This window comes from Eubacterium ramulus ATCC 29099 (genome assembly GCF_000469345.1).
GTDB lineage: Bacteria > Bacillota > Clostridia > Lachnospirales > Lachnospiraceae > Eubacterium_I > Eubacterium_I ramulus.
This window is the reverse complement of the sequence record NZ_KI271154.1, coordinates 1-4,698: the sequence shown is the minus strand read 5'-3', so window position 1 is coordinate 4,698 and position 4,698 is coordinate 1. Positions and strand designations below refer to the sequence as shown.

Annotated in this window: 6 protein-coding genes; all 6 read left to right on the top strand. The window is 37.5% G+C overall.

What is annotated here, in order from left to right; genetic code table 11:
• The coding region (locus tag HMPREF0373_RS11190; RefSeq protein ID WP_457851865.1) for a DUF6040 family protein at positions 1-750 on the top strand (750 nt) is incomplete at its 5' end.
• Positions 751-1,081: 331 nt separating this feature from the next.
• Positions 1,082-1,348: a hypothetical protein gene (locus HMPREF0373_RS11185; protein WP_014080631.1), complete on the top strand. Its 267-nt coding sequence runs from the start codon at positions 1,082-1,084 to the stop codon at positions 1,346-1,348.
• A complete protein-coding gene (locus HMPREF0373_RS11180; RefSeq protein ID WP_044964101.1) occupies positions 1,327-1,872 on the top strand; it encodes a hypothetical protein in 546 nt (181 codons plus the stop codon). The genes HMPREF0373_RS11185 and HMPREF0373_RS11180 overlap by 22 nt, the downstream gene beginning before the upstream one ends.
• 61 nt (positions 1,873-1,933) lie before the next feature.
• Positions 1,934-2,872: a hypothetical protein gene (locus HMPREF0373_RS11175; RefSeq protein WP_021739830.1), complete on the top strand. Its 939-nt coding sequence runs from the start codon at positions 1,934-1,936 to the stop codon at positions 2,870-2,872.
• A gap of 22 nt (positions 2,873-2,894) precedes the next feature.
• Positions 2,895-3,848, top strand: a complete 954-nt coding sequence (locus tag HMPREF0373_RS11170) for a hypothetical protein (RefSeq protein WP_015517465.1) — start codon at positions 2,895-2,897, stop codon at positions 3,846-3,848.
• Positions 3,849-3,861: 13 nt separating this feature from the next.
• Positions 3,862-4,605, top strand: a complete 744-nt coding sequence (locus tag HMPREF0373_RS11165) for a hypothetical protein (protein ID WP_012744369.1) — start codon at positions 3,862-3,864, stop codon at positions 4,603-4,605.
• Positions 4,606-4,698 lie beyond the last annotated feature (93 nt).

The following is a 4,698-nucleotide window of genomic DNA, read 5'->3' as shown; positions in this document are numbered from 1 at the left end:
TTGCAGAGCGAGAAAGAGAAAACACACACCGTCCAAGCCATGATAGAGGAATGTCGAGATAAGCAGAGACAGGCAGAACAGGAACGGGATTATGCACTCTCCCATCAGAAAAAAGTAGAGATACCGGTTGAAAAGCCGGTACTCTATCAAAAGTGCGGGAATTGTAAACAGACAGCTTATCTGAAAGCTAAGGAAAAGTATGATATGCAGAGGGAAAAACTGGCAGGCAGATATAAAACAAAAACAGCCATGTATGAAGCATTGATGTTTCTGCTGATATGGTATTCCGTATCAACTACTCTTTTTCAGATGATACGGTCAAAAATATTTATTTCTGATTGCGTGGTATTCTTTGATACAATCGCAACTTTCACACAGACCATTGCTGGCTGGGTTGTACTGGCAGGAAAGAACGTGGCACAGATTAGTGATGGAATATCCAATCCTGTCGTTGCTGGAATTATAAACTGGCTGATAAGAATATTGATTTGCGGTGGATGTCTGGTGGGTGTGGGAATACTTTTGGCATTCATCGAAATAAAGATTGCAGGGCTATATAAGAAATACTGTTGGGATATGATTACCATAATGGTGATACTTGTAAGTATGGCAATATCTATCTACTTTGGGGATTGGATAAAGGAAGTATTGCCAATCAATCTGCTATTTCTCTTATTATTCGTGCAACTGGTATATGTTGGAATCAGGTGGTATGTAAAGGGATGGCGGGAAAACAGAGGTTATGTTTAAAAATAAAAAAATTGTCTGAGACGCAGCGAAGTAAATAAAATGAGTAGTATTATAAGAAGTCAGCAGTGCGTGAATAAACTGCTGGCTTCTTTTTTGATAGATACAGTCACTCTCAGAGAGTGTGCAGGATAGTAAAGTAATAATATCAACATGACGATATAGAAAATGCAGGGAAGCATTGTATTTCAAAGAGTTTGAGATACAGAGCTTCTACTAAGGCAGTGGTCATCTTGTAAAAATATGGTCTTTGTGTGCGTAATATGGTCGTTTGATGATATGGGACTAGGAGAACAGGTTATTTTATCCGATAAAGAAAGCAAAGGAGGTTACTATGAGTAATACAATTAATGTGAACTATATGACACGGGCTTACAATCAGTACCAGCAGAAAAATGCGGCTAAAGATCAGGAGAAGGAAGATACAAGGTTTGCGGATAGTGTAAGAGAAAAGAGCGAAGCTAGTGGAAGTATAGTGGGCAATTCAAAAATAGGTTCTGTGTCTGCTAAAGATATGACGATGGTGGAATACAAGCAGTACATTTACAATTCAGATAAAATGATTGGAGGAACAGAAGTATGCACATTGGTTCTGGTCTAAATACGGTATCTTCAATGTACCGCCAACAAAAAGGCAATAATATGAAAGCCCCAGTATCTGCGGAAAAGACATTTTATACGGCTGAAACACCAAAGGTATACCAGATATTCACAACAGATAATATGTTGTGGACAGGAGGTAATGGTACAGGTCTTTCTTATTGCCTTAAATATGCGGATGATTCGACGGATGAAAATCCAGTGGTGTTAGCGAAAGGTGTGGATGAAAACGGGAAAGAGTTTGAGCAAAGAATTTATATCAATGATGTTAATCCATCAAATGCTACAGTAGTCGAAATGCGTGCATTGGAGGCACATTACAAAGTGGAAAAGCAGGGAGGTTTCACGTCTCTGCCGCTTGAAGCTGGTAATATGGGACTTAACGACAGAAGAGATTTTATCGCAATGTTCAAAAAAAGCATAGAAGATTTAAACAAATTAGGAAGGTTTGATTTATCGTTGCTTTGGACGAAAAGTATGGATGCTTATCTTGATTTGACAAGTGCAAATAGTAAGTACAAATAAGGCTTAGCTATTTGGACATAGAAGGAAAGAGAATTTAGAAAAAACGAAGGAGATTGAGACAATGCAGTCAATATCAAGTTATATTAATCCTAATACAAGAGGACTTACATCTAATTACAAAAATACAGCTATTAAAGATAAGGAAACCTATAATGAGGCGATGTCGCAGCACTTACTAAATCCGGTAGAAGATTTGGTTCAAGTGTTAAAAACACCTATAAAATTGGCGAAGAGTTCGGCACTTAGCAGACAGAATAATTCTGTTAATATTGCGGAAGGGCAAAGAATCCGTGTTAATGGAGGTCATGTGCTTACGGCTACGGCGCATGGAGTAGAGGTTTCTGGTGGAGATAATCCGTATGATACACAATCATATGTAAAAGCACAGAGAATGGCAGATGCATTGGCATCCATGCTGCGAAATGCAGGTGGGACAATGACTACTGTAGCACATTCAAAGGAGGAATATGCCCGGTATACAGAAGGAATTACGGATGTTATGTCTTATCTGGGTATAGACACTTCCAAAGATTTTACGGTCAATGGTATGAAATATAGCAAAAATAAAGATGGCTGGTATGAGTCAGAAGCGAATAGTGAGGCGCAGGCGGCATATGAACAGTTAAAAGCGAATAACAGAACCTATCAGTTTGCAGACGAAAAAACCAAAAAACAGATTGCTTATATTAGTGATTATTACCTTCAAACAGTACCGGAGAGTGTAAAAGCGGCGTGGCAGGAAACATTAGAAGAAACGGGGATTAATCCATTTCAGACTGATTTATCCAGTACAGTAACGCAGCTATCTGTGGAGCAGGATTTTCAGACAGGTGGTAATGATAATATTTTTGGAGAAACGAAAGAAAGCTGTTTGGCAGCTATCAACAAAATATTGGAGAGAATAGAAAATCCGCTGGCAGCCGTTACAGATGAAAGGGCAGCATATCTGCAACAGGAAAAAGAATTTTATACCGTACTGGCATCTAAAATAAGAGAATAAAATGCCGGGAGGAATTTAAAAAATGATTGGAAGTATAGGAGCGGAGAGCCGTTATTCAACAGGTTATAACAACCTAAAACCAAATCGGAACCAGAATAAGTGGGCTGACACTTTGGCTCAGACGGTGGATAAGGAGGATATTAGCAGTAGAGCGGATATCAATCGTGCTAAGAAAAGTACAGTGATGGATTCTTATCTGGCACTGTCAGGAAAAACGATAAATACTTTGAAACAGGAATATTCAGAGTACGAATCCGAAAATTATAGAATCGTACCCGATAATGAAGCTGAATGTTTTGATATATACAATAAAGACGGGGAGCGTTTGGGGGCATTTTCCTATTCTGATATAAAAATAAGACAGGATGAAACAACAGGAAAGCAGTTTTTGATTTCTGAGCATGGAACGATGAGTTACGATGCCCTGGTATTAGATGATGAATTAAAAGATGCATTGCAGAATGTAATGGATAAAGATTCGCTGGATGTGGAGACTTTGCAGGGATTTACATTAAATACACATTCAGGTACCGGCATCCAGTATTTAGTAAAAGACGGTGAGGAAGGCAGAGGTGGCAAGGTTCTTCTGCAAAATGAAGCGGATCGGAAGAGGTATGAAGAATTAGCGGAGATGTATTTTGACAAATACCCTAATTTAATTGAGAGTCGGGAAGAAGGTTTTATCTGGGCTGATTTAGAGATTAGAGGAATGGCAAAACGGACAGATCAGGGAATTATATCCATAGGAGCTGATGGAATGTCATACAGTGACAATGAAAATTATAAAAACAATTGGAGTGTCCGGTTTTCTGGTTCTATGTATGAAAAGCTGTATGAATGGCTTCAGAATAACAAGGATAGCATGGAGGAAATCCATAAATTTTCTACATGGCAAAAGGTTTTTGACGAAATTGGTGGAACGTATGAAAGAGTCTGGTCGAAAGAAGAACTGGATCAGGGATATTTGAATAATTGAAAGAGGTGACAATATGAAAATATTTAATTACATGAATAATACGAATTCAATAATGGAAAAAAATACTGATAAAGTACAGAAAGGAAATAGTCAGACAAACGAAAAACATACAGTGGGGCAATCAGTGAAGCTTTCGATTTCTAATGAGGGATTGGAGTATTATCGTAATCGTATACAGCAGAGTGGACAGGAAAAATATGATGATGTGGTTCAAAGAAAGGAACTGTTAGCGAGTAAAAAAATCAGTGATATTGATTATAGTTATGAAATTCAAAAGAAGGCAGCACAGCAGAATCAAAATGTTGATACAGGAAAAAGTGCCTTAAATATTACTGACAAGGCAAATAATTATGTTAAAGCATACGCAGAATTATATGATGAAATTGTGAAGGGCTATGAAAATGGAACCAGAGAAATATATGTAGCTGATGAAAATGGACCTCGTAAGCTTACAAAGGATGAAGAGTTAAGCAATTTAGATGCTGCATATAAAAAAACAGTGGATGACTTTGTGACAATGGAGACAACCAATCAGCATGCCCGTGGAATTATTGGTGAAGAAATGAATAAAATTTCAAAAATTACCACAAGGTCAACTTTGGCATCGGCTTACATTGAGGAGCAAAAAACCAGGGGAAAGGACGAAATCCCAGAAAATTTAACTGAGAAAATGTATGGTGCAATTACCTCATTTAAGGAGAAATATACAATGATTCAGCCTAATAGAGAGCAGTTATTGATGAGCATTAAGATTTGATGATGTTAGTACTATGATTTACAAATAAAAATAGTAATTACATATCATATTGAGGCTGAGAGAAATTAAATATCCAAGTCGTTCAATATAATA

Bases quoted from the DNA above. Each gene is read 5' to 3' on its own strand.
- HMPREF0373_RS11185 (WP_014080631.1), top strand. From the start codon at position 1,082: ATGAGTAATACAATTAATGTGAACTATATGACACGGGCTTACAATCAG.
- HMPREF0373_RS11180 (WP_044964101.1), top strand. From the start codon at position 1,327: ATGCACATTGGTTCTGGTCTAAATACGGTATCTTCAATGTACCGCCAA.
- HMPREF0373_RS11175 (WP_021739830.1), top strand. From the start codon at position 1,934: ATGCAGTCAATATCAAGTTATATTAATCCTAATACAAGAGGACTTACA.
- HMPREF0373_RS11170 (WP_015517465.1), top strand. From the start codon at position 2,895: ATGATTGGAAGTATAGGAGCGGAGAGCCGTTATTCAACAGGTTATAAC.
- HMPREF0373_RS11165 (WP_012744369.1), top strand. From the start codon at position 3,862: ATGAAAATATTTAATTACATGAATAATACGAATTCAATAATGGAAAAA.